This is a genomic window from Clavibacter sp. AC415, assembly GCF_979252985.1.
On sequence record NZ_CEEDAR010000015.1, the window covers coordinates 106,352 to 127,922 of the forward strand.

Annotated in this window: 23 protein-coding genes; 12 read left to right on the forward strand and 11 right to left on the reverse strand. The window is 75.1% G+C overall.

Annotated features, from left to right (window positions below):
* Window positions 1–45: 45 nt before the first annotated feature.
* A complete protein-coding gene (locus ACZ411_RS06875; RefSeq protein WP_464169458.1) occupies window positions 46–828 on the reverse strand; it encodes an SDR family oxidoreductase in 783 nt (260 codons plus the stop codon).
* A 52-nt stretch (window positions 829–880) separates the two neighbouring features.
* Here ACZ411_RS06875 and ACZ411_RS06880 point away from each other — a divergent pair, with 52 nt between their 5' ends.
* The gene (locus ACZ411_RS06880) at window positions 881–1,729 is read left to right on the forward strand and encodes an SDR family NAD(P)-dependent oxidoreductase (protein ID WP_464169460.1); all 849 of its coding nucleotides are present in this window, start codon (window positions 881–883) and stop codon (window positions 1,727–1,729) included.
* Window positions 1,726–2,616 (forward strand): SMP-30/gluconolactonase/LRE family protein, encoded by an 891-nt coding sequence (locus tag ACZ411_RS06885; RefSeq protein ID WP_464169462.1) that lies wholly within the window; start codon window positions 1,726–1,728, stop codon window positions 2,614–2,616. The genes ACZ411_RS06880 and ACZ411_RS06885 overlap by 4 nt, the downstream gene beginning before the upstream one ends.
* Here the strand turns inward: ACZ411_RS06885 and ACZ411_RS06890 are convergent.
* Both ACZ411_RS06890 and ACZ411_RS06895 read right to left on the reverse strand, forming a co-directional pair.
* Complete coding sequence (locus ACZ411_RS06890; RefSeq protein ID WP_464169464.1) at window positions 2,607–3,029, reverse strand: hypothetical protein; 423 nt, start codon at window positions 3,027–3,029, stop codon at window positions 2,607–2,609. The genes ACZ411_RS06885 and ACZ411_RS06890 overlap by 10 nt on opposite strands.
* Before the next feature lie 164 nt (window positions 3,030–3,193).
* Window positions 3,194–3,586, reverse strand: coding sequence for a hypothetical protein (locus tag ACZ411_RS06895; protein ID WP_464169466.1), 393 nt, complete (start codon window positions 3,584–3,586; stop codon window positions 3,194–3,196).
* A gap of 501 nt (window positions 3,587–4,087) precedes the next feature.
* On the opposite strand from ACZ411_RS06895, the gene ACZ411_RS06900 reads away from it, so the two are divergent.
* The 4 genes from ACZ411_RS06900 (at window position 4,088) to ACZ411_RS06915 (ending at window position 7,158) form a co-directional block, all read left to right on the forward strand.
* Window positions 4,088–4,969 (forward strand): ABC transporter ATP-binding protein, encoded by an 882-nt coding sequence (locus tag ACZ411_RS06900; RefSeq protein WP_094114886.1) that lies wholly within the window; start codon window positions 4,088–4,090, stop codon window positions 4,967–4,969.
* Between the two features lie 53 nt (window positions 4,970–5,022).
* Window positions 5,023–6,093: an ABC transporter permease gene (locus tag ACZ411_RS06905; RefSeq protein ID WP_094116879.1), complete on the forward strand. Its 1,071-nt coding sequence runs from the start codon at window positions 5,023–5,025 to the stop codon at window positions 6,091–6,093.
* A complete protein-coding gene (locus tag ACZ411_RS06910; RefSeq protein ID WP_104290989.1) occupies window positions 6,090–6,557 on the forward strand; it encodes a small multi-drug export protein in 468 nt (155 codons plus the stop codon). Before ACZ411_RS06905 ends, ACZ411_RS06910 begins: the two co-directional genes overlap by 4 nt.
* A 196-nt stretch (window positions 6,558–6,753) precedes the next feature.
* Window positions 6,754–7,158: a hypothetical protein gene (locus ACZ411_RS06915; RefSeq protein WP_094114885.1), complete on the forward strand. Its 405-nt coding sequence runs from the start codon at window positions 6,754–6,756 to the stop codon at window positions 7,156–7,158.
* 933 nt (window positions 7,159–8,091) lie between these two features.
* Here ACZ411_RS06915 and ACZ411_RS06920 read toward each other — a convergent pair.
* Both ACZ411_RS06920 and ACZ411_RS06925 read right to left on the reverse strand, forming a co-directional pair.
* The gene (locus ACZ411_RS06920; RefSeq protein WP_464169469.1) at window positions 8,092–8,370 is read right to left on the reverse strand and encodes a hypothetical protein; all 279 of its coding nucleotides are present in this window, start codon (window positions 8,368–8,370) and stop codon (window positions 8,092–8,094) included.
* Window positions 8,371–8,505: 135 nt separating this feature from the next.
* The gene (locus tag ACZ411_RS06925; protein WP_464169471.1) at window positions 8,506–9,204 is read right to left on the reverse strand and encodes a hypothetical protein; all 699 of its coding nucleotides are present in this window, start codon (window positions 9,202–9,204) and stop codon (window positions 8,506–8,508) included.
* Between the two features lie 161 nt (window positions 9,205–9,365).
* Between ACZ411_RS06925 and ACZ411_RS06930 the strand changes: the two genes are divergently transcribed.
* From ACZ411_RS06930 to ACZ411_RS06955, 6 genes are all read left to right on the forward strand, one after another.
* Window positions 9,366–10,037 carry a hypothetical protein gene (locus tag ACZ411_RS06930; RefSeq protein WP_464169473.1) on the forward strand — a complete coding sequence of 224 codons (672 nt, stop codon included), beginning with the start codon at window positions 9,366–9,368 and terminating at the stop codon, window positions 10,035–10,037.
* Window positions 10,038–10,103: 66 nt separating this feature from the next.
* Window positions 10,104–12,209 (forward strand): tubulin-like doman-containing protein, encoded by a 2,106-nt coding sequence (locus ACZ411_RS06935; RefSeq protein WP_464169475.1) that lies wholly within the window; start codon window positions 10,104–10,106, stop codon window positions 12,207–12,209.
* 99 nt (window positions 12,210–12,308) lie between these two features.
* Window positions 12,309–12,563 carry a hypothetical protein gene (locus tag ACZ411_RS06940; protein ID WP_464169477.1) on the forward strand — a complete coding sequence of 85 codons (255 nt, stop codon included), beginning with the start codon at window positions 12,309–12,311 and terminating at the stop codon, window positions 12,561–12,563.
* Window positions 12,560–13,357, forward strand: coding sequence for a hypothetical protein (locus ACZ411_RS06945; protein WP_464169479.1), 798 nt, complete (start codon window positions 12,560–12,562; stop codon window positions 13,355–13,357). The genes ACZ411_RS06940 and ACZ411_RS06945 overlap by 4 nt, the downstream gene beginning before the upstream one ends.
* A complete protein-coding gene (locus tag ACZ411_RS06950) occupies window positions 13,342–16,659 on the forward strand; it encodes a hypothetical protein (RefSeq protein ID WP_464169481.1) in 3,318 nt (1,105 codons plus the stop codon). The genes ACZ411_RS06945 and ACZ411_RS06950 overlap by 16 nt, the downstream gene beginning before the upstream one ends.
* 676 nt (window positions 16,660–17,335) lie before the next feature.
* Window positions 17,336–17,629: an HNH endonuclease family protein gene (locus tag ACZ411_RS06955; protein WP_464169483.1), complete on the forward strand. Its 294-nt coding sequence runs from the start codon at window positions 17,336–17,338 to the stop codon at window positions 17,627–17,629.
* A gap of 82 nt (window positions 17,630–17,711) precedes the next feature.
* Here the strand turns inward: ACZ411_RS06955 and ACZ411_RS06960 are convergent, their stop codons facing one another.
* From ACZ411_RS06960 to ACZ411_RS06985, 6 genes are all read right to left on the reverse strand, one after another.
* Entirely contained in the window at window positions 17,712–18,362 is a 651-nt protein-coding gene (locus ACZ411_RS06960; protein WP_104291132.1) for a bifunctional 4-hydroxy-2-oxoglutarate aldolase/2-dehydro-3-deoxy-phosphogluconate aldolase, read from the reverse strand.
* Window positions 18,359–18,664, reverse strand: a complete 306-nt coding sequence (locus ACZ411_RS06965; RefSeq protein ID WP_464169485.1) for a PfkB family carbohydrate kinase — start codon at window positions 18,662–18,664, stop codon at window positions 18,359–18,361. The genes ACZ411_RS06960 and ACZ411_RS06965 overlap by 4 nt, the downstream gene beginning before the upstream one ends.
* Before the next feature lie 202 nt (window positions 18,665–18,866).
* Entirely contained in the window at window positions 18,867–19,256 is a 390-nt protein-coding gene (locus ACZ411_RS06970; protein WP_464169487.1) for a PfkB family carbohydrate kinase, read from the reverse strand.
* Window positions 19,253–20,098 carry a 5-dehydro-4-deoxy-D-glucuronate isomerase gene (gene kduI, locus ACZ411_RS06975; protein WP_094114879.1) on the reverse strand — a complete coding sequence of 282 codons (846 nt, stop codon included), beginning with the start codon at window positions 20,096–20,098 and terminating at the stop codon, window positions 19,253–19,255. Before kduI ends, ACZ411_RS06970 begins: the two co-directional genes overlap by 4 nt.
* Before the next feature lie 68 nt (window positions 20,099–20,166).
* Window positions 20,167–20,931 (reverse strand): 2-dehydro-3-deoxy-D-gluconate 5-dehydrogenase KduD, encoded by a 765-nt coding sequence (gene kduD / locus ACZ411_RS06980; protein WP_464169489.1) that lies wholly within the window; start codon window positions 20,929–20,931, stop codon window positions 20,167–20,169.
* Window positions 20,928–21,557, reverse strand: coding sequence for a fumarylacetoacetate hydrolase family protein (locus ACZ411_RS06985; RefSeq protein WP_464169620.1), 630 nt, complete (start codon window positions 21,555–21,557; stop codon window positions 20,928–20,930). The genes kduD and ACZ411_RS06985 overlap by 4 nt, the downstream gene beginning before the upstream one ends.
* Between the last annotated feature and the right edge of the window lie 14 nt (window positions 21,558–21,571).

The following is a 21,571-nucleotide window of genomic DNA, read 5'->3' on the forward strand; positions in this document are numbered from 1 at the left end:
AGACGATCGACTAGGGGGAGGGCGGATCCGGCGCGCCGGTGCCGCTCAGAAGCCGCCGCGCTGCGACATCGGGGAGAGCACCAGCTCGTCGATCCGCACGTGCGGCGGCGACGCGAGCACGAACATCGCCGCGCGGGCCACGTCGTCGGGCGCGAGCATCGCGGCGCGCTCGGCGGCGTCCGGGACGGTGGGGCGGAGCGCCAGGAAGTCGCTGTCGATGGTGCCCGGGCAGAGGTGCGTGGCGCGGATCCCCGCGCCCGCCTCCTGCGCGTTGAGGTCGCGCACGAGGGTCGAGAGCGCCGTCTTCGAGGCGCTGTAGGCGACCCCGGCGCCCGGGGAGTGCGTCCACGCGGCGTACGAGGAGACGAGCACGACCGTGCCGCCGGAGGCGCGCAGGAGCGGCAGCGCGGCGGCGACCTGGTGCGCGGGTCCGGTGAGGTTGGTCGCGACGATGCGGTCGAAGTCGGCGAGGTCCTGCTCGGCCCACGACCGGCGCGGGGCGTTCAGGCCGGCCGCCACCACTACCCCGTCGAGCCGGTCGAGGCCCGCGACCACGGCGGCGAGCGCGGCGTCGTCCGTGACGTCGAGCGGGGCGACGACCGCGGTGGACCCGAGGTCGTCGACGAGCGCCCGCGTCTCCTCGAGCGGCTCGAGGCGGCGGCCCGAGAGCACCAGGTGCCAGCCGTCGCGGGCCGCGGCGACGGCGGTGGCGCGCCCGACGCCGGATCCCGCGCCGCTCACCCACAGGGTCCGCGGGCCGCCCGCCCCCTCCCCCGATGCATCGACGTCGCGGTGGTCGTGCTGGTCGTTCATCCGTGCTCCGGACATGGCGGTCTCCCCTACGTTGAGGGAAACGCTATTAGGACTGTGGGGAACACGCATGCTCATCGACCTCCACGACAGGGTCGTCGTCGTCTCCGGTGCCGCGCAGGGCATCGGCCGCGCGCTCGCGGAGCGCTTCCTGGCCGAGGGGTGCCGGGTCTTCGGCCTCGACCTCCGCTTCGGGGGCGAGCTCCCCGACGGGCTCACGGGGATCGTCGCCGACGTCACCGACCCGGCATCCGTGCAGGCGGCGGTCGCCGAGGTGCTCGAGGCCGCGGGCCGCATCGACGTGCTCGTCAACAACGCGGGCATCAACGTCGAGGGGCGGGTCGAGACGCTGGAGCCGGCGCGCTGGCAGGCCGCGTTCGACGTGAACGTGGGCGGGGTGTTCCTGCTCTCGCAGGCCGTCATCCCGGCCATGAAGGCGGCGGGAGGCGGGCGCATCATCAACGCGGCGTCGTTCGCGGCCGTCGTCCCGAGCGTCGGCGCGGCCGCGTACGGCGCGTCGAAGGCCGCGGTCGTGCAGTTCACGCGCGTGCTCGCGAGCGAGCTGGGACCGTGGGGCATCACCGTCAACGCGTACGCGCCCGGCATGATCCCGACGGCCATGAACGGCTTCGCCGAGATGCCGGAGCCCGCGCAGGACCGCCTGCTCGACACCCTCAGCATCCGCCGGTGGGAGCGGCCCGACGACGTGGCCGACCTGCTGGTGTTCCTCGCGAGCGACCGGGCCGGCTACATCACGGGCACCCTCGTGGACGTGAGCGGCGGCAAGCTCGCCACGCAGATGCCGCAGCGCGCCTACGAGGGCGAGGGGGCACCCGTGCGCGGGCCGCGCGACGGCGTCGCGACCGGCACGCCCGACGCCGCCGGCACGCCCGGCCCGGCCGCGGGCGGCACCCGATGACCGTCACCGTCTGGAAGGCGCAGCCGCTCGATGCCGTGCGCTCCGAGCACGCGGAGGCGCCGCTCTGGGACCCGGCGCGCGGGACGCTGCTGTGGGCGGACCAGTACCTCGGGATCCTGCGCGAGGCCGCGTTCGATCCCGTGTCCCTCACGGTGGGTCCGGTCACGGAGACGCAGGTCGGCGGCCCCCTGGGAGCGGTCGTCCGGCACGCGGACGGCGGCCACGTGCTCGCCGCTCGCGACGGCTTCGTCCGCCTCACGGCGGACGGCGAGCTGATCCCGATGGCCGACGTCCTCCCGGCCGACGGCATCCGCCGCCGCATGAACGACGGCGAGGTGGATCCGCACGGCCGCCTCTGGGCCGGGTCCATGGCCTTCGACAAGACGCCCGGCGCGGGCGCGCTGTACCTCCTCGACCGGGGCGTCGCGACGACCGTGCTCGAGGGCGTCACCATCTCGAACGGCACGGCGTTCTCGGCCGACGGGTCGCAGATGCTCTACATCGACACCACCACGCAGCAGGTGCGCCGCTTCCGCGTGACCGACGAGGGCGGCCTCGCGGATCCCGAGGTGGTGGTCGAGATCGATCCCGCCGACGGCCACCCGGACGGCATGTGCGTCGACGACGAGGGCTTCCTCTGGGTCGCGCTCTGGGGCGGCGGCGAGGTGCGCCGCTACTCCCCGACCGGCGAGCACGTCGGATCGGTGCGCGTGGACGCACCCCAGGTCTCCAGCTGCGCCTTCGTCGGTCCCGACCGCGACGTGCTCGTGATCACGACCTCCCAGGAGGGCTACTCGGCGGAGGACTCGGCGCGCCACCCGCGCGCGGGGATGCTGTTCGCGGTGCGGCCGGGCGTCACGGGCCCGGGCGCCGCCGCCTACGCGTAGGCGGTCGCCGAGGCCGAGTCGACGAACGCGGCGCCGCGTCCGGCCCGACGGGCGGCCGTGCGCACGAGCGCGGCCGAGGCGAGGGCCACGGCCAGCCCGACGACGCCCGCGGCCGCGACCTCGCCCAGGGACGAGTGCGCGAGCACCAGGCCCGCGACGAGGGCGGCGCACTGGACGACCCAGAGCCCCACGACCCAGCCGCGTCCGGCGCCCGGCCCCTGCGGGACCCGTGCCAGGCGCCGCCGTGCGACGACGAGGGCGGACACGCGCACGGCGGCCGACAGCGCCAGGAGGGCGAGCCCGGCGAGCGCGAGCGGCGCGCTGCCCCGGTCTGTTGCGAGCAGCGCGAACAGGACGAGACCCGCGGCGGCGGTGCCGTCGGCGACGGCCTGGACGGGGGTGAGGATCCGCATGGTCCGACCCTACGAGCGCCGCGCCTCCGGGGGCGTGCGCGTCCGCGCCCCACTCGCCCGCACCGGAGCCCCCGTCACGGGAGGGGTCGTGTCGGATCCCCCGCTAGGAGGCGATGCGGCTGCCGCCGCCGCCCGCCTCCGCGGCGAGCTGCTGGGCGCGCTGGTTACGAGATGGAGAAGGCGGCGGCCGCGGCCCCCAGCGTGTACCCCTGCTCGCGCAGCCGGTGCACGGCCTCGCGCCGGAGCAGCGCCGCGCGCCGCACCGCCTCCCGGGCCTCGACCTCCGCGCGGGCGCCCTCATCCCACAGGCGACGCACCTCGGCGGGCACCTCCACCTCGACCTGCACCTGGAGGGCCCCGGGATCGACGTCCAGCCACGCGGCGGCGAGGTCACGGGCCTCGGAGGCCAGGCTCGCAGCGGAGACCGCCGCGCCGACGGCGGTCACGGTCGTCCCGTCCGGCCCCGGCTGCGTGAGCTCGGGGATGGTGATGGTCCACCACCTGCCGCCCTCGCGGTGGGCGCGAGCGCGCAGGACGCGCCGGGGGGTCTCGTCCATCTCAGTCGTCCCACTCTCTCGGGGTGTCGGGGAGGATCGCCCGGAGCTGCCGGATGATCCCGAGGGAGACCTCGCCGCCGTGCTGGCTGACGGGGAAGGTCAGGGCCGAGTCCGCGGGCCCTCACATCTCGTGGCTGCCCCACTGCCGCTTCAGGATCCAGCCCCTGCTCCGCAGGAACCGCGCGACGTCCCGGTGCTTCCGCGGGGACGTCACGAAGGTAGACCAGGGTGGGCTGGCAGCGATAGGCAAGGGGCCCCTTGTGCTCGCGACGGCACGCAGATGGACGGATCGGCCGACGGCATCCCGGGAGGATCGCGCGCGCGGCACCCCGATCCTCGCGGCCGACGCCGTGCTGCGGATCCGGCGCCGCTCGCCCACCTGAGGAGGGAGCCGCCCGGCACGTCCCCCACGGGGTTCCCCCGGACGGCGGACTCGCCCGGCGCCCCTCCCCTCCTAGCGTGAGCAGCACGGATCACCCACGCCCACCGAGGAGGCCCTCCGTGCTCGAAGTCCACAACGTCACACGATCGTTCGGGGACCGCCGCGTCCTCGACGACGTGTCCTTCACCGTGAAGCCGGGGAGGCTGACCGGGTTCGTCGGCGGCAACGGCGCCGGCAAGACCACCACCATGCGCATCATGCTCGGCGTGCTCACCGCCGACTCCGGCACCGTGTCGCTGGACGGCCGCGACCTCGGCACCACGAGCCGCCGCACCTTCGGCTACATGCCGGAGGAGCGTGGGCTGTACCCGAAGATGAAGCTGCAGGAGCAGATCGTGTACCTCGGCCGCCTGCACGGCATGAGCGCCGCCGACGCGACCGCCAGCACCGATCGCCTGCTCGACCGGCTCAGCCTCGGCGAGCGCCGGAACGACGCGATCGAGTCGCTCTCCCTCGGCAACCAGCAGCGCGCGCAGATCGCCGCGAGCCTCGTGCACGACCCCGAGGTGCTGGTGCTCGACGAGCCGTTCTCCGGACTCGACCCGATCGCCGTCGAGACGGTGCTCGGCGTCCTCACCGAGCGGGCCGCGCAGGGCGTGCCCGTGCTCTTCAGCTCGCACCAGCTCGACATCGTGGAGCGCCTCTGCGACGACGTGGTCGTCATCGCCGAGGGCCGGATCCGCGCGTCGGGCGACCGCGAGGAGCTGCGCGACCAGCACAGCCGCCCCCTCACGGAGCTCGTCATCGACGGCGACGGCGGCTGGGTGCGCGACGTGCCCGGCGTCGAGGTCGTCGAGTTCGACGGCGGCTACGTGCTCTTCGAGGCCGACGACGACGCCCGCCAGCGGGTGCTCGCCGAGGCCGTGTCCCGCGGATCCGTCACGGGCTTCTCCCGCCGGCGTCCGACCCTCAGCGAGATCTTCCAGGAGGTGGTGCAGTGAGCACCGCACGCACGGCCGGCCGGAACGCCGTCCCGTCCTTCGCCCAGTCCACGATGCTCGTGACGGGCCGCGAGGTGCGCATGCGCCTGCGCAGCAAGTCGTTCCTCATCAGCACCGCGATCCTGCTCCTCGGGATCCTCGTCTCCATCGTCGTCAGCGGCTTCCTCGTCGCCAACGCCGGCGGGGACGAGGACCGGACGCGCGTCGCGGTGGTCGGCACCGCCCAGCAGGCCGTGTCCGCCGCGCCGTCGCTCGAGGGCGTGCCCGCCGACAGCGTCGAGGACGCGCGGGGGATGGTGCGCGACGGCGACGTGGAGGCCGCGGTCGTCCCCGACGACCAGGCCGCCGACGACGCGGGCGTGCTCGTGATCGGGGACGAGTCCGCCCCCGACGGCGTGGTCAGCGCCCTCACCGAGACCCCGCGCGTCGAGCTCCTCGACGAGCCGACCACCAACCCCGCCATCGCGTACCTGGTGGCCATCGCGTTCGGGCTCGTGTTCTTCATCTCGGCGCTCACGTTCGGGCAGATCATCGCCCAGAGCGTCGTGGAGGAGAAGCAGACCCGCGTGGTGGAGCTGCTCATGTCGACCATCCCCGTGCGGGCGCTGCTGGCGGGCAAGGTGCTCGGCAACAGCATCCTCGCGTTCACGCAGATCGCGCTCATCGCCCTGATGACCGGCGTCGGCCTCCTCGTGACCGACCAGACGGCGCTCCTCGCGCTCGTCGGCCCGGCCGTGCTGTGGTTCGTCGTGTTCTTCCTGTTCGGGTTCGTGCTGCTCGCGTCGCTGTTCGCGGCCGCCGCATCGCTCGTGTCCCGCCAGGAGGACGTGGGCGCCGTCACGGCCCCCGTCACCTACCTCGTGATGATCCCGTACTTCGCGGTCATCTTCTTCAACGACAACCCCGTGGTGATGACGGTCATGTCGTACGTGCCGTTCTCGGCGCCGGTGGGCATGCCGATGCGCCTGTTCCTCGGCGAGGCGCAGTGGTGGGAGCCGATCCTGTCGCTCGTCGTCCTCATCGCCACGACCCTGGTGGTGGTCGCCCTCGGGTCCCGCATCTACAGCAACTCGCTCCTCCGCACCGGATCGCGCGTGAAGCTGAAGGAGGCGCTGAAGGGATGATCGAGGCGCTGCAGGACTTCACGGCCGGCCTCCCCGAGGTGCTCCGGTGGTTCGGGGTCATGGTGACCGCGATGATCCCGTTCCTCGAGGTCGAGCTCGCGGCGGTGCTGGGCGTGCTCAGCGGCCAGCACGTCGTGGTCGCGGTGCTCGCGGCCGTGGTCGGGAACGCCGCCGTGGTCGCGCTCATCGTGCTCGTCGCCTCGCGGACCCGCACCCGCCTCACCCGCGACAGCGCGAAGGAGGAGACGCCCCGCCGCGCGAAGGTGCGGCGCACCTTCGACCGCTACGGCGTGCCGGGCGTCAGCCTCCTCGGGCCGATCCTGCTGCCGACGCACTTCACGTCGGCCGCCATGGTCTCCTTCGGCGCCCGCCCCCGCGCGGTGCTCCTCTGGGAGACGATCGCGATCGTCGTCTGGGGCGTCGCGTTCGGCGCCCTCGCGGCGCTGGGGCTCGCGGCGGTCTGAGCCGCGCGGCTCCCGCGCACCCCTCTCCCGCGCACCCTCCTCCGACGCTCCGCATCGACCGGCCGCATCCGCTCCCCCGCGGATGCGGCCGGTCCGCGTCCTGCGACCGTTTGGGCCCGGACCCGGATTCCTCCCATACTGGAAACGCTGTCGCGCGTTCCCCGACAGGACCGCGGCGACGACGAGAGGCAGGACGATGGCCGTTCGACCGTCGACGACCCGCCTCCGGCGGGGCACGGCCGACCCCGTCCCCCTCATCGCCGGGTACGCGCTCCTCGTCGTCAGCCTCGCCCTCGCCGTCGGTGCAGCGCTCCTCGCGAGCGTGCCGGTGACGTTCGGCCCGGTCGCCCTGCCGATCGTGCAGGAGGGCGCCTGGTGGATCCCGCTGCTGGGCTACGTCGCGACCCCGCTCCTGCTCGTCGTCGCCTACGGCCTCGACGTCGTCGGTCAGCGACGCCGGCTGCGCGACGACCGCAACTTCGCGCCCCGGCCCGACTACACGACGCAGCTGCGCCTCCTCATCGCGGTCGGCCTCGTGCTCGGCATCTGGCACACCGTCAACCTGAGCGTGACGCTCTCCGCGTGGTGGGGGCTGTCGTGATGCGCCGCCTCGCCGCGGGCGTCCTCGCGGCGGCGCTCGCGCTGGGCAGCCTCGCCGCCGGCGCCGCCGCCTCCGCCACGGAGACGGCCGGGGCGATGGCCCGGGGACCGCCGCCGCCACGGCTGCCGTGCAGGCGACCGCCGGCGGGAGCGCCACCGGGCTCTCCGACACCGGGCGCGGCGCCATCGACGACCTCCGCACGTGCCTCGCCTCCTCGGACGTCCTGAACGTGTACTACCTGGTCGACAACTCGGGCTCGCTCAGCTCCGGCGGCGCGACCGGGCGGGGCTCCGACCCGGACGTCGCCCGCGCCGACATCCTCGGCGGGAGCCTGGCCGAGCTGGGGGCGCTCGGCGACGACCTCACGGTCAACTGGGGCGCCGCGTTCTTCAGCTCCGCCTTCCAGCCGGCCGTCGGCTGGACCGCGTACGACGACGGCAGCCCCGACCGGCTCCGCCAGACCATCCGCGACAAGCGCCCCACGGGCGACACCGACTGGCTCGCAGCGCTGCAGGGCGTGCAGGCGCAGCTGCAGGACCAGCCGAGCGCGGGATCCGCGTGCCAGCTGGTGCTGTGGATGACGGACGGCCGGATCGACCTCGGGAACGCGTCCGCCACCGCCGACGCCGTGAACGCGCTCTGCGGACGGCCCATCTCCTCGGGCGCCGCACCCCAGGGCTACGGCCTCCTCGCCGCGCTCCGCCAGTCGGGCGTCGTCGTGATCGGCACCCTCCTCGCCGACGGGGCCGCGCGGGACCAGGCGGCGGTGATGTACCCGCTCGTGGAGGGATCCGGCCCGTACCAGGGGTCGACCGTGGCGTGCGGCCCGCCCGAGGCGCCCGAGGGGGCCGTGCGCGGTGCCGTCGTCGACGCCTCCGACCCGGACGCCCTCGCCGCCGTGTTCCTCCAGCTCGGCAGCCGGATCGCGGGCGGCTACCCGCAGCCGCTCGCCGCGGACGGCTCCTTCTGGATCGACGCGGGCGTCTCGCGCGTGCAGATCGTCGTGGCCGACGACGGCTGGTCCCTCGAAGCCCCGGCCGGCTCCGGCCTCGGCACCGTCACCGAGGCCGACCTCCCCGCCGGGGTGACCGTGCGGCAGTCGTCGGGCGCCCGCCTGGTCGAGGTGGACGCCGCCGATCCCGCCCTCGCCGGCCAGTGGCGGCTGACCGCCGACGGCGTCGAGGACGTGTACTTCTTCAGCGACCTGCGCATCGTGTTCGACGACGCCAACGAGGTGACCCGGAGCGCCGACGGCTCGCTGGAGGCGACCCTCTCCGCGCGCGTGGAGCGCGCCGACGGCCGCCCCGCGGACCTGCGTGCCTTCGAGACGGCCGCGTTCTCGGGGAGCTACACGGTCGACGGCGTGACCTCGCCCCTCGACGGCGCCGCGGTCGACGCGGCGTCCGGGGCCGTCACGCTGCCGCTGCCCGACGACGTGGGCGCGTCGGAGCTCCTCGTCACCGCGTCGCTGGATCCGCTCGTCACCTCGCCGCACGCGGTCCAGCTCGCCCCGGTCACCACCCAGCAGCGCATCCGCACCGTCCTGCCCGGGCAGTTCCCGAGCGCGGCCGGTTCCCTGCGGCTCACCGACCTCGAGGGCGCCGACGGCCTCGCGACGGGCGAGCTGACGATCACGGGACCGACCGAGGGCGGCGACGGCACCGTGTGCCTCACGGGCGAGCCCGCCATCACGAGCGACAACGCCGACCGCGCCGGCACCTTCGCGTGGACGGTCACCGCCGCCGACGGCACCGCGCTCTCCGCCGACGACTGCGTGACGGTGCCGCAGGGCGGCAGCACCGTGCTGTCCGTCACCGCCGCGAACCCCACCCCCGCCGACGCGGACGTCTCCGCGACCCTCCCGCTGTCCGTGGCCTCGGGCGCGGGCGACGCCGTGCCGCAGGACGTGCCGGTCGGGTTCCGCTCGACCTTCCCCGTGAACGTGGGCGCGGTGGTGGGCCTGACGCTCGCCCTCATCCTGCTGGGCGTGCTGATCCCGCTCGTCGCGCTGTGGGTGCTCAACCTCGTCACGACGCGCATCGCCATGCGGGGCTCGTTCCAGCGCGCGGTCGTGCCGGTGCGCATCTCCGAGTCGGGCGTGACCGTGGAGGAGGCGCCCGACCGCGTCGCCGAGCGGTTCCGGGAACATCCGGGAGGCGGAGGCGCGCAGCCTCGAGGACGCCGAGCTCGGCGGCCTGAAGGCGGTCGTGCCGCTCTGGCCGCTGCGGGCGCCGACGTTCCGCGTGGGCCCGCCGCCCGGCCGCGTCGTCCTCGCGGGACGCACCGGATCCGGGTCCGCGCGTACCGGCGACCGTCGCGCCGACGGCTCCCTCCGCTTCGCGTCCCTCCCCCTCGACGCCTTCTGGGCCATCACGGCCACGGAGTCGGCGATCGACGCGTCCCGTCCCGGGGAGCCCGTCGCCGGCACCGCCGTGCTCTACCACCGCTACGTGACGACCGAGGACGCCGGGCAGTACGCGACCCGCATCGCCGACCTCGAGCGGGACGCCGCCCCGACCGCGCACGAGACCGTCACCGCCCTGCGCGCGCGACGGGCGGAGCGCCGCGCGGCCGCCGCCCGGACCCCGCGCGGCGGGGACGGCGCGGGGACGACGGGCGCCCGGGGACCCGCCCCGCGGAGCGACACGCGGCCGACGCCGCCGCCCGCGCCCGGTGCCGCGCCCGCTCCGGGAGCCACCGGGTCCGGCCCGTCCGCCCCGCCCCCGCCGCCCCGGCGCGGCCCTGCATCCGGACCCTCCGCACCGCCTCCTGGACGCACCCCGCCGCCGCCCGCCGGAGGCGCCCCGCCGCCGCCCGCCCGGAGCTCCGGGAGCCGTCCCCCCGGCACCCCGCCGCCGCCCCCGCCGCGCACCCGCTGACCCGACCGGCCTCCCGCACCCCCGCCGCGCACCCGCGCACCGCACCACCGACGAAAGCGACACCTCATGCTCAAGCCGTTCCTCCTCATCGGCGTCGGCGGCTCCGGCGGCAAGACGCTCCGCGGCATCAAGTACCAGCTGGAGCTGAAGCTGCAGCAGCTCGGCTGGAAGGACGGGATCCCGGCCGCCTGGCAGTTCCTGCACTTCGACACCCCCACGGTGCAGGACGGCACCGAGTTCCCCGCTCCGTTCCTCCCGCGCCAGGACTACCGCGGGCTCGTCAGCACGGCGGCGACGTACGAGATCATCCACGGCACCATCACGAACGCGCACTCCACGAACCGGGAGCTCGCCGCCGACATCGGCCGCCAGCTCCCCGACCCGCGGTTCGTGCGGGTGGACGTGACCAAGGGCGCCGGCCAGTACCGCGCGGTCGGCCGGGCGGTCGCGCTCGCCGCGACGAAGGACATCGCGGCCGCGGCGCGGAACGCCATCAACCGCCTCAACGACGCGACCGCCCTCGCCGAGCTGCAGACCCTCGGGGCGCACCTCGGCGCGCGCGACGACGGCGGCGACACCAGTCCCACGGTCATCGCCATCTCGTCCATCGCGGGCGGATCCGGCGCCGGCCAGTTCCTCGACGTCATCGAGGTCGTGAAGTCCACCGTGAAGCAGTACCAGTGGGCGAACGAGTTCTTCAGCATCCTCTACGCGCCCGACGTGTTCGACCAGCTCGGCGTCACGGCCGGCATGCCCGGCAACGCGCTCGCGGCCATCGCGGAGACGATGAACGGCTACTGGACCGACACCCCCTCGCCCGCCACCATCGAGCTCCTGCGCACCCAGGGCGTCGCCCCCTCCTACGGGTCGGCGATGGACCGGGTCGGCGCCGCCTACCCCTTCATCGTGGGGCGCAGCAACAGCAAGGTGACGTTCGAGGACCAGACCGCCGTCTACAACGCGGTCGCGACGAGCCTCACCGCGTGGATCACCGACGAGCGCGTGCAGGCCGACATGGTGCAGTACTCCTCCGGCAACTGGCAGGCCCGCTCCGCCGCGAACGTGCTGCCCGACACCACGGGCCTCCGCTCCCCCTCCGGCCGGAACTCCCCGCCGTTCTCCTCCATCGGCTTCGGCCGCGTCACGCTCGGCCGCGAGCGGTTCCTCGAGTACGCCGCCGAGCGCCTCGCCCGCTCCGCCGTCGACCGCATGCTCTACGCCCACACCGAGGACGACCCGATGCTCGAGCGCATGACCGAGCGCGAGCACGTGGAGCGCACGGCCGACAGCGAGTACCAGCGGTTCCTGCGCGACCTCCGCCTCAACGAGGAGACGGAGGCGCACAACGACGTCACCGACGCCCTCCGCGACCGCCCCGAGCTCGACGCGCTGCTGGGCGAGCTGTACCGCCGCGCCGACGAGCAGCTGAACGATCCCGCCTCCCTCGACCGCGCGGGCGGCGCCGACCTCACCACCTGGACCGACCGCCTGATGAGCGCGTACGGCACGCTCAGCCCGCGCCTGCTCCAGCGCGACAGCGACGCCCGCCAGCACCGGCTCGACGAGTGGATCCGGACCATGCCGGCCCACATCCTCACCACCGTGAGCGAGCACGTCGCGGGCCAGGGCCTCCCGGTCGCCGTGGCGATGCTGGGCCGCCTCGAGCGCGCGCTGCAGAGCACCATCGGCGGGCTCGAGGCCGAGTCGCGGCAGAACCGCGAGTGGACCGAGGGCCTCCGCAGCTACGTCGCCGACGACCTGCGGACCTCCATCAACCAGCAGTCGATCCGTCCCGACAGCGACGCGTTCCGCCAGGCGCTGTCCCGGCTGCAGCAGGGCCTGGAGTGGGAGTCGGAGGCGCGGCTGCGCCACTCGGCCGCCGGTCTCCTCACCGAGCTCCGCGACACGCTGCTCGTGCCGCTCGCCGCGCACCTGCAGGGCTCCCTCATCGCGCTCCGGCAGCGGGTCAGCGCCCGGAAGACCGCGGACGACCGGGAGAACGACTACGAGTTCTGGCCCACGCGCGTCGACGCGACCGTGCCCCGGAAGACTACCCGGCGCCCAACGAGCGCCTGCTGCTCGACGCCGGCGACTACCCGGAGGAGTTCGAGCGGCTCGTCCTCGCCTCCGTGGACGGCCGGGCGAAGTACCAGGACGCGGTGCTCGAGGTGATCCGCACCATGCTCGTCGGCACGCGCCTCGGCGAGGAGGACCCGGGGCGACGCCCTGCCGTGGTCCCTCATCGAGAACCCCCGCGCCTGGAAGCCGAAGGTGACGGCCGAGGCCGACCTGTCGCGTGCCGCCCAGACCCCGCGCTTCGAGGTCGCCAGCGAGCCCGAGCACTACGCCGCCCGCGCGCGCGAGTGGATGAAGCGCGACGGCACCCCGTTCAACGCCTACATCGGCGAGGACCTCCGCAGCTTCTTCGACGAGGACGCCCTCGCCCCCGACGTGTTCGCGTCCCGCCGCGAGCGCTTCCGGGAGCAGCTGCAGTCGGCGCTCGGCGCCGCCGAGCCGCCGGCGTGAAGCTGAACCCCGCCCTCCTCCGCACGGTCCACGACAAGGCCGTCAACGAGAGCACGAGCCTCGTCTTCAGCTCCATCCCCTTCCGCGAGGGCACGAAGATGCACGCCGTCACGAAGGGCGTCCTCGCGCAGATGGGCGTCTGGGACGACGCGACGAGCGACTCCTGGTTCAAGGACCAGCGCGTCGACTCGATCGAGGTGTTCGCGATGTCCGGGTTCCCCTACGAGCCCGTGGTCATGGACTCCGTCATGGAGCCCATCACGCGCGGCTGGCTCGAGCAGTCCAACCTCACGTCGAGCCGCGACGCGTTCTGGCAGTTCAAGCGGTTCGCGCCTGCTCGGCGAGTCCATCCCGGCCGACCCGTCGGTCATCTCCGCGATGATCCGCGGCTGGTACGTCGCCAAGACCCTCGGCCGGCTTTCGGTGCACGACGACCGCGGCGAGAAGGGCCCCAAGCTCGGGGTGTGGGATCCGCGCAGCCGCACGGTCGCGCACTTCCCGTACCCGCTGCTCAGCGGCGAGGAGGAGGTGCCGCCGCTCGACTACCCGGGCGTGGTGCTGGAGTCGCTGTCGCTCGCGATGGCGCTCAGCAACAACGCCGGCACGCTCGAGCCCCTGCTCCCGTACCAGGTGCTCGCGGCCCTCGGCGGGTCGGGCGGCACGTCGCGCGCCCTCGGGGACTGGGATCCGCCACGGCGCGCTCGACGCGGGCGCCGACCAGCCGGCCGCCGCCCGGGCCGGCGACGCCGCCGGGACCCTCGAGTCGCGCCGGGACGCCGTGCAGCGCTACCTGAGCGCCGAGCTCGACGGCTTCGAGCGCAAGGTCGTCCACCAGGCCGACCTCGTCTCCGTGTACTCGTACCCCGTCACGTGGGAGATGCGGGACGGGTTCGTCGAGGAGCTGCGCTCGGCTCGATCTCCTCCACGTCCTCCACCGTCCCCGAGGACAGCGGGGTCTGACGTGTCGGACCCCTTCTGGCGCGACGCCAAGGCCAGCGTCGTCCTGCTCCCGAGCGGCACGCAGGGCGAGGACATCCTCGCCCTCGCGGAGCGCTGGACGGGGATGGGCCTGCTGTCCCCCGCGCTGTACGTGATGCCCGAGAACGTGGGCGACTCCACGCAGGGGCCGCCCCGGATCGACGCCATCGTGCTCGGCACCGGGGAGGACCTCGCGCCCCTCGCCGTGAGCGTCGACCTCTTCGAGGCCCTCGCGGAGGAGCAGCTCGCCGTCCTCCGGCTCGTGAAGCTGCGCGCGGCCACGCTGTCGCGCGAGGTGGACGAGGCGCAGGACGCGATCGCGGACCTCGTCCGCTCGTACGTGCGCCTGTCCATGCCGCTGCCGAGCCCGGCCGCGAACATCCGGGAGCAGACCACCACGCTCAGCAACGTCACCCTCGTGTGCGCGCCCAGCGGGTTCCAGCTGCGCCAGCGCGTCGACTGGGCGAGCAGCGAGACGGGGATCGTGGTCGTCGCCTCGCCCGAGGACCGGTCGAGCCCCTGGTCGGGCGACGCCTTCGTGCGCGACGACGAGCGCTTCGTCGGCTTCACGCTCATGCACCTCGCGAGCGTCGCCGGCCTGCTGGGCCGGGCTCCCGACGGAAGCTTCGAGCTGATGGAGCGGCAGACCTCCGGCAGCGACGGCGTCTACGTGTCCCGCGTGTTCCTCAACGCGGTCCTCACCGAGTCGCTCGGCCAGCGGATCGCGGCGGGCGTCCTCCAGGGCGCCGCGGATCCGCGCTCCCTGCTCATCGACCCGTCCGTCAGCCCGCCGCCGCGCGGGACCGCGTACATCGACCCGTCGCAGATCACCGCGTACGTCGACCGCATGGTCGACGGGGCCATGGCGCTGGACGACGGGCTGCTCGCCTTCGACGCCCCCGCCGAGGCCCAGGATCCGCCCCGGCGCCGCTTCGGGTTCTGGATGACGCTGTGGCGCTTCCTCGTCTTCTCCGGCGCCAAGCTCGGCCAGATGCCGTGGTGGACCTGGCGGTGGATCAGCTCCCCGCGCCCATCGGACGCTCACGCGGACGCTGCACACGGAGGACGGATCCGCGGTGTCGGGCCCGTCGTACGCGGAGGTCCTCGACATCCGCGACCGGCAGGTCATCGAGCAGTCCCGGCACCTCCTCGAGGCCGAGCGGACGGCGCGCGCCGAGGCGTCTGTCCCCCGCGGGCCTCGCGAGCGTGCAGGACCACCCCGCGGCTCTGGGCGGGCCTCCGCGAGCTGGTGTTCGGATCCCTCGACGGCAGCGCGGACCTGAGCTCCGCGGGCTTCGCCCCGGTGGAGGGCCAGGTGCCCGTGTTCGGACGCGTGTCGGACGTGCTCGCCCTCCCCGGCGAGCCGTGGCTGTCCGATCGACCGCGACGTGCCGCCGGACTTCCCCGCATCGATCGACTGGTACGCCGTGGCGCTGGAGGACCCGCGCGCCCGCCTCGGCGCGTGGGTCGCCGCCGCCGACTCCCTGCCGCCCGAGCTGGTGCCGGAGACGGATCCGGCATCCGATCCCGCCGGGGACGGCCCGCCCGCCGGCGACGACGCGACCGCCGCGGACGGCGCGACCGCCGACGACAGCGCGACCGCCGCGGCCCGGGGCGTCGACGGGGACCCGGCCGCCGTGGCCGCTCCGCCCGTCGCGACGCCCGAGGCGCGGATCCCCCGCCCGGCTGGCGGCGATCGCGGCCGCCGAGGAGGCGCGCCGCCGCGCGGCCCGCGAGTCCCGCACGGCCGCCCTCGACTCGTACGACGAAGTGGGCCGCCGCGCAGAGCCACTCGTTCGTGTGGCGCCTCCTCGGGCGCCTCGCCGACGAGCGCCGCAGCGCCGACCTGCTCGTCGCCCGGCTCGTCCGCGAGATCGGCGCCGTCGCGCCCTTCGAGCCGGGGACGCTCCTCCGCCTCCGACGCACGTTCCACCGCACGGTGCTCATCACGGTGATCGTCGCCGCGGTGCTCGGCGCCCTGGGCCTCGGCATCCTCCGCGGGCTCGCGGACGCGGCCGTGCGGGATCCGGACGCACAGTACGGCGCCTGGCAGCGCATCGTGCTGTGGGCGCTCGCCGCGGTGCTCGCCGTCGTCGTCGCGGTCGTGCTCGGGGCGCTCGTGCGCTACCACGCGGGCTGGTCGGCGTTCGAGCGGCGCATCGACGTCGAGCGCGCGAAGCTGCGGCAGCTCGGCGCCCGCGCCCGGCGCGCCCGCGAGGAGGGGGCTCGGCTGCGCTCCCTGCACAAGCAGGCGGTCGAGTGGGTGACGCTCCTGTCCACTGCCATCCACCGGCCCTGGCACGTGCCCGCCGCCTGGAGCGAGCGCGACCACTTCGACGTGGTCCGGGGCGCCATGCCGTTCGCCACCCGGATCGCCACCATCGACGACAGCGAGAGCGCCTCCACGCTCCGCATGCGCAGCTCCATGGCCGGGCACCTGCTGCGGAAGGGCTGGCGGCATGACGCGTTCGAGGCGCTCGTGCAGGAGATGGCGGCCGACAACGGGGCGCGCCAGGGCTTCAGCCTCCGCGCGCTCGACGAGGACCTGCCGCACGCGTCGAACCACACCCGGCAGATGCTGCTGCGCGCGCTCGACGACGAGGCCCTCCTCACCCGCGTCGCGACCCCGCGGCTGGTGGACCTCGTGCGGGCGTCGCAGCGCGAGGAGCAGGAGACCGGGCGGCCGAAGGTGCGGCCCGTCGGGTCCAACCCGCTCGACGTCCTCCGCCGGTCCGGCGACCACGGCCGCGCCATCGCCGAGGACGTGCCGTGGGACGACTTCCTGCTCACGTCGCTGTCGCGCGCATCCGACCCGATGACGCCGCTCAGCGTGTCGTCGCTGACGGACCTGCGGCTCCCGGAGCGCCACCACGAGCGGGTGACGTCGTTCCTGGTGATCCCGGAGCGGCTGCGCGACCGCGTCTCCGGATCCCGCGACGCCGACCTGCACGTCGTCCCCGTCACGGCCGCCACCGGCGCGGCCGTGGACCTGGCCTGGCGCGTCGACGTCGTCGGGCCGGTACCGAAGGCCGCCATTCGCCTGTGGGAGGCGGACGGCCGACGCCGGTCTGCGCCGACCGCGCCGCTGTCGACGGACGCCCCGGACACGGGCGTCTGAGCGCGTGAGCGCGCCGCCTCCCCCGCCTCCGCGACCCCGGGGGGTCCCCGTCCGCCGCCCGGCCCGCCGTCGCGCGCGGGCGGCCCGTCAGGGGTGCGCCGAGACCGGCGCCGCGTGCGCCGGGCACGCCGGGTGCGCCGGGCACGCCGGGTGCGCCGGGCACGCCGGGTGCGAGGTCCCGCGCCCGGCGCCGGATCGCGATCGCGGCGGCCGCGGTGGTCGTCGCGGCGTCCGTCGTCGCGGTGGTCGTGTCCGCGGTCGTCGGCGGCGCGGCCGGCCCCGACGACGCGTCCTCGCCCGCGCTCCCCGTCGCGGAGCCGTCGACGCGCACGACCATCCCGTCCGGACCCGCGACGGCACCCGCGCGCACGACGGCGCCGCCCCCGCCGTCGGCCGCGCCCGATCCGCCCGGCTCGGCGGCGCGCGGGGTCCTGTCGGCCCTCCGCGAGGACGACGACCGGGCCGCCGTCCGCTACGACCGCGACCTCTTCGGCGAGCCCTGGTACGACGTCGACCGGGACGGCTGCGACACGCGCAACGACATCCTCGGGCGCGACCTCGCCGATCCGGTGCTCCGGCCGGGCACGGGCGGCTGCAAGGTCACGGGCGGGCAGCTGGTGGACCCGTACGACGGCACCCTCGTCGGGTTCGTCTCGGGCCGGAGTCCTCGCGCCTCGTGCAGATCGACCACGTCGTCGCGCTGGCCTGGGCCTGGCGGCACGGCGCGGAGTCGTGGTCGGACGACCAGCGCCTGCGGTTCGCCAACGACCCGCTCAACCTCCTGGCCGCCACCGAGGCGACGAACCAGGCGAAGAGCGACTCCGGCCCCGCGGAGTGGCTGCCCGCCGACCCCGCCCGGGCGTGCGCGCACGTGGAGCGGTTCGTCGCCGTGCTCGCGGCGTACGACCTCGGCATCGACGCCGCCGAGCGCGACGCGGCGGACCGGGCCCTCCGCGCCTGCCCGGCCTAGCGCCGGCTCGTCAGCCCGGCCTGTACTGCGCGCGCCTGCCCGGCCTAGCGCCGGCGCCTCACCCCGGCCTGGACCCGGCGCCTCAGCCCGCCCGGGTCCGCGCCAGCAGCTCCCCCATCAGGTCGAGCTGGGCCGGGTCCTCGAGGGCCGAGCCGACCGCGGCGACGCGGACGCCCGCGTCGAGGTACTCGGGGAGGTTCCGCGCGTCGAGCCCGCCGGTGGCGACGAAGCGGACCCCGGGGAAGGGGCCGCGCATGTGGCGGAACCAGGCGGATCCGAGCCAGGTGGCGGGGAACGCCTTCATCCACGTGAGCCCCAGCGAGACGCCGAGCTGCACCTCGGAGGGCGTCGCGACGCCCGGCAGGAACGGCAGGCCCTCGTCGGCGGCGGCGGCCACGACGCGCGGATCCAGACCGGGCGACACGAGGTAGCCCGCACCGGCGGCCCGGGCGCGCGCGACCTGGTCGACGCGCAGGATCGTGCCCGCCCCGACGGTCTTGCCGCGGGCGGCGCCGAGGCGGGCGACCTCGCGGAGCGCGACCTCGTCCTCCGGCGTCTGCAGCGGCACCTCGACGGAGTCGATGCCGAGGTCCCAGGCGGTCGTGGCGAGGGCGATCGAGCGCTCCACGCCCATCCCGCGGAGGATGGCCATGAGCGGCGCCCCCGCGAACACGGCGTCGAACGGCGACGCGGCCTCCGGGTCGGGAACGGTGCGGGTGGGTGATCCGGTCATGGTGCCGGTGTCCTCTCGTCGACGGAGTCGCCCGCGTGGGCGAGGGTGAGCGCGGCGCGGTCGTGCCCGCGCCGCAGGCGGACGGCGAGGTCGGCGCCCTGCATGCGGGCCACCAGGTAGCCGCCCGCGAAGGCGTCGCCGGCGCCCACGGCGTCCCGCACGACCACCTCGTGCGACGCCTCGAAGGCCGTGCGGGTGCCCGCGAACGCGGTGCAGCCGATCTCGGCGTCCTTGACGACGAGCTCGGCGACGTCGGGGAACGCGGCCCGCGCGTCCTCCGCGGTGCGCGTGCCCCACCGCACCCTCGGCCTCGTCGCGGCCGACGAGCACCACATCCGCGAGGCGCGCGACGTCGGCGAGCACGGGGACGGCCTCGCCCGCGCTCCAGAGCGCCGGCCGGTGGTTGACGTCGAGGCTCACGGGGATCCCCCTGATCGCGCGCCCGGGCGACGGACCGGCGCAGGAAGCGGGCGGCCTCCGGGGAGAGCGCGGCGGTGATCCCGGTCAGGTGCAGGTGCGCCACCCCGTCGAAGGGCGCCGCGTCGGCGTCGGCCTCGTCGAGGCGGACGCCGCGGAGCCCCGGCGGTGGTAGACGACGCCGCGCCCCGGGTCCTTCACGTAGAGCCCGGTCGGGTGCCGCGGGTCGACGACCACGCTCGACACGTCGATCCCCCGCGCGGCGAGCTGGCGGAGGACCCGCGCGCCGAGCGCGTCGTCCCCCAGCCGGCTGTGCCAGCGCGCCGGCACCCCGAGGGCCGCCGCGTGCGCGAGCACGTTCGACTCGGCGCCGCCCGCGTCCACGTGGAACGCGGCGGCGTCCGTCGCGCTCCCCGCAGCCGGGTACAGCACGGCCATCGTCTCGCCCATGGCGAGGAGCGCCCCCGCCGCGGTCATGCCAGGTCGGCGACCGGGGCCGGGTCCATGTCGTCGAAGGCCTGGTTCTCGCCGGCCATCGCCCACACGAACGAGTACGCGGCGGTGCCGACGCCGGAGTGCAGCGACCAGCTCGGCGAGATGACCGCCTGACGGTCGCCGACGACCAGGTGCCGCGTCTCCTGGCGCTCGCCGAGGAGGTGGATCACGCGCGCGTCCTCCGGCAGGTCGAAGTAGAGGTAGCACTCGGTGCGTCGGTCGTGCGTGTGCGCCGGCATGGTGTTCCACATCGAGCCCTCGTGCAGGGTGGTGACGCCCATGACGATCTGGCAGCTGCGCACCCCGTCCTCGTGGATGTACTGGTTGAGGGTCCGCCGGTTGCTGGTGGCCTGCTCGCCCAGCTCGCGGACGGTGCCCTCGCCGGGCGAGACGAGCACCGTGGGGTACGCGGTGTGCGCGGGCGCGGAGAAGAGGTAGAACCGGGCGCCCTCGGCGTCCGCGTCGCCGTCCGCGGCCGCGTCCGCGAACGCGATGTCCTCGACGCCCCGGCCGAGGTAGAGGCAGGCGCCCGCGACGAGCGTGTGCGTCTCGCCGTCCGCGGTCACCGTGCCGGTGCCGCCCACGTTGACGATGCCGAGCTCGCGGTGCTCGAGGAAGGTCGCGCTCCGGATCTCCGGGTAGCCCGTCAGCTCGAGGCGGCCGCCCGCGGGCACGGCGCCGCCGAGGACGATGCGGTCGTGGTGCGTGTACACGAGGCGGATCTCGCCCTCGACGAAGACGTCGGGGACGAGGAAGGCCTCCCGGAGGTCGGCCGTGGTCATGCCGGGGACCTGCGTGGGGTCCTTGGCGTAGCGCTGTTCCATGTCGGTGCTCCTGTCGGGCGTTCGGGGTCGGGGTCGGTGGTCGGGCAGGGTCGGGCTCGGGGTCGGGCTCAGCGGACGAGCCAGCCGCCGTCGACGGGGAGGACGGTCCCCGTGACGTAGGCCGACGCGTCGGAGGCGAGGAAGACGAAGGCGCCCTGGAGGTCCGCGGGCTCGCCCCAGCGGCCGGCGGGGATGCGGGCGACGATGGACGCCTCCCGCTCGACGTCGGCGCGCAGCGCGGCCGTGTTGTCCGTCGCGAGGTAGCCGGGCGCGATCGCGTTGACCGTCACGCCGGACGACGCCCACTCGTTGGCGAACGCCTTGGTGAGCCCGGCGACGGCGTGCTTGGAGGCCGTGTAGCCGGGCACGGTGATGCCGCCCTGGAACGACAGCATCGAGGCGACGGTGATGATGCGGCCGGATCCCTGGGCGAGCATGATCCGCCCGGCCGCCTGCGTGAGGTGGAAGACGCTGTCGAGGTTCACCCGAAGCACCTCGTCCCAGTCGGCCGCGGTGTGCTCGGCCGCGGGGGCGCGGCGGATGGTCCCGGCGTTGTTCACCAGCACGTCGATCCGCCCGAGCTCCGTGACGACCTCGTCGACGGCCGAGCGGAGCTCCTCCGGCGTGGCCGTGGCCAGGTCACGGCGGATGGGGTGGGCCCGACGGCCGAGCGCCCGCACGAGCTCGGCGGTCTCGGTGGCGTCGCCGCGGTCGATGAGGGCGATGTCCGCGCCCGCCTCGGCGAGGGCGAGCGCGGCACCGCGGCCGATGCCGCGGCTGGTGCCGGTGACGGCGGCCACGCGGCCGTCGAGTCGGAAGCGGTCGAGGATCATCGGGGGTCCTTCCGGAAGGCGGTGGTCAGGGATCCGATGCCCTCGACGCGCACGGTGACGGCGTCCCCATCGGCGAGGGGGCGGTGGGCGGCGAGCGCGTCGGGCAGCTTCTGGGGGCTGCCGGTGGAGATCACGTCGCCGGGCTCGAGGGTCATGCCCTGGCTGAGGTGGTGCACGAGCGCGGACATGGGGAAGACGAGGTCGGCCGTGCCCTGCGAGACGGTCACGCGGCCGTCGCGCACGACCTCGAGGCGGAGGTCGTGCGGGTCGGGCACGTCGTCCGGCGTGACGAGCCACGGTCCGAGCGGCGCGAAGCCGTCGGCGCACTTGCCGAGGGTCCACTGGCTCGACCGGCCCTGCCAGGTGCGCTCGGACACGTCGTCCATGAGCGTGTACCCGCCGATGTGGGCGGCGGCGTCCGCGAGCGGGATGTCGCGGCCGCCGCGGCCGATGACGAGGGCGATCTCCCCCTCGTAGTCCGCGTCGTCCGCACCCGCGGGGATCGTGACCGGGTCGCCGGGAGCGGCCAGCGTGTTCGGGGTCTTGACGAAGACGTCCGGGACCTCGGGGACGGGCCGCTCCGGATCTCCCCGGCGGCACGTGGCCGCGGATCGTACCCGATGCAGAGGATCTTGCCGGG

Bases quoted from the DNA above. Each gene is read 5' to 3' on its own strand.
- ACZ411_RS06875 (WP_464169458.1), bottom strand. From the start codon at position 828: ATGTCCGGAGCACGGATGAACGACCAGCACGACCACCGCGACGTCGAT.
- ACZ411_RS06880 (WP_464169460.1), top strand. From the start codon at position 881: ATGCTCATCGACCTCCACGACAGGGTCGTCGTCGTCTCCGGTGCCGCG.
- ACZ411_RS06885 (WP_464169462.1), top strand. From the start codon at position 1,726: ATGACCGTCACCGTCTGGAAGGCGCAGCCGCTCGATGCCGTGCGCTCC.
- ACZ411_RS06890 (WP_464169464.1), bottom strand. From the start codon at position 3,029: ATGCGGATCCTCACCCCCGTCCAGGCCGTCGCCGACGGCACCGCCGCC.
- ACZ411_RS06895 (WP_464169466.1), bottom strand. From the start codon at position 3,586: ATGGACGAGACCCCCCGGCGCGTCCTGCGCGCTCGCGCCCACCGCGAG.
- ACZ411_RS06905 (WP_094116879.1), top strand. From the start codon at position 5,023: ATGCTCGTGACGGGCCGCGAGGTGCGCATGCGCCTGCGCAGCAAGTCG.
- ACZ411_RS06910 (WP_104290989.1), top strand. From the start codon at position 6,090: ATGATCGAGGCGCTGCAGGACTTCACGGCCGGCCTCCCCGAGGTGCTC.
- ACZ411_RS06915 (WP_094114885.1), top strand. From the start codon at position 6,754: ATGGCCGTTCGACCGTCGACGACCCGCCTCCGGCGGGGCACGGCCGAC.
- ACZ411_RS06920 (WP_464169469.1), bottom strand. From the start codon at position 8,370: ATGCGCAGGTCGCTGAAGAAGTACACGTCCTCGACGCCGTCGGCGGTC.
- ACZ411_RS06925 (WP_464169471.1), bottom strand. From the start codon at position 9,204: ATGGCGATGCGCGTCGTGACGAGGTTGAGCACCCACAGCGCGACGAGC.
- ACZ411_RS06935 (WP_464169475.1), top strand. From the start codon at position 10,104: ATGCTCAAGCCGTTCCTCCTCATCGGCGTCGGCGGCTCCGGCGGCAAG.
- ACZ411_RS06960 (WP_104291132.1), bottom strand. From the start codon at position 18,362: ATGACCGGATCACCCACCCGCACCGTTCCCGACCCGGAGGCCGCGTCG.
- ACZ411_RS06970 (WP_464169487.1), bottom strand. From the start codon at position 19,256: ATGACCGCGGCGGGGGCGCTCCTCGCCATGGGCGAGACGATGGCCGTG.
- kduI (WP_094114879.1), bottom strand. From the start codon at position 20,098: ATGGAACAGCGCTACGCCAAGGACCCCACGCAGGTCCCCGGCATGACC.
- kduD (WP_464169489.1), bottom strand. From the start codon at position 20,931: ATGATCCTCGACCGCTTCCGACTCGACGGCCGCGTGGCCGCCGTCACC.